We start from the raw sequence: 1,085 nt of genomic DNA, 5'->3' as shown, positions 1-1,085 counted from the left end.
CCCGTGCTCAGCCGGTGGAAGCAATCTGGCTGGTCAGCAGCTCGGCGAAGACTTCTTTGGGTTTCTTGTAGCCGAGGATACGGCGGGGTCGGTTGTTGAGTCGGTCGGCGATGGCGTTGAGGTGGTCGTGGTCGTTGGGGATGACGGTGCCGCGGGGTAGGTATTCGCGAATCCACCGGTTGGTGCTCTCGTTGGTGCCGCGTTGCCAGGGACTGTGGGGGTGGGCGAAGTAGACGTCGATACCGGCGGCGATGCTCAGGGCGGCGTGTTCGGCCATTTCGGTGCCGCAGTCCCAGGTCAGGGTGCGGCGCAGGGCGTCGGGCAGACCGGCGATGCCGGTGGCCACGGCGCTGGTGACGGTGGGGCTGTCTCTTCCTGATAGCGGGATCAGGATCAGGAACCGGGAGGTGCGTTCCACCAGCGTGGCGGTGGCGCTGGCGCCGTTCTTGCCGATGACCAGGTCGCCTTCCCAGTGCCCAGGTACCCGCCGGTCCTCGGCCTGGACGGGCCGCTGATCGATGAACGTCGGGTTCGGGATCTTCGGCGCCCGCGACGCCGGCGAACGCGCCGGGCGACGGTTCCTGCGGCCACTGCGCAACCGCAGGTGCTGCCGTGCCAACTCCCCGACCGGCAACGCATACATCCACGTGTAAATCGCCTCGTGCGACACCCGCATCGCCTCGTCCTCGGGATAGTCCACCCGCAACCGCCCAGCGACCTGATCCGGCGACCAACCCTCACCCAACAACGCCACCACCACCTCCCGCAGCCGCGCGTCCAACTCCAGCTTGCACGGCTTCGGCCGGCGCCGCGCCCGCTGCGCCTGCCGCTGCGAACGCCACGCCCGATAGAACCCCCGCCCACCACCCCGACAAATCTCCCGCGACACCACACTCGGATCCCGACCAATCCGCGCCGCAATCTGCTGACCCGAGAGCCCTTCAGCGATCCCCCGCGTGATCTCTTCCCGGTCCACCACCGTCAACGGCCTACGACCCGCCACGCCCCACCAGCCTCTCAGCGATCACCCCGCCGAAGAGACCAACGAACGACAAGATCGATTGCTACGACCACCTGAGCACGGG

General features: G+C 67.8%; 1 protein-coding gene. It reads right to left on the bottom strand.

The features are described 5' to 3' along the window. Positions 1–7: 7 nt before the first annotated feature. Complete coding sequence (locus KBX34_RS33110; RefSeq protein ID WP_141908230.1) at positions 8–1,003, bottom strand: IS30 family transposase; 996 nt, start codon at positions 1,001–1,003, stop codon at positions 8–10. Positions 1,004–1,085: the final 82 nt, after the last annotated feature.

Source organism: Micromonospora sp. M61 (assembly GCF_018070245.1).
GTDB classification, from domain to species: domain Bacteria; phylum Actinomycetota; class Actinomycetes; order Mycobacteriales; family Micromonosporaceae; genus Micromonospora; species Micromonospora zamorensis.
Note: the sequence above shows the minus strand (reverse complement) of the source record. Positions and strands in the feature narration are given on the sequence as shown.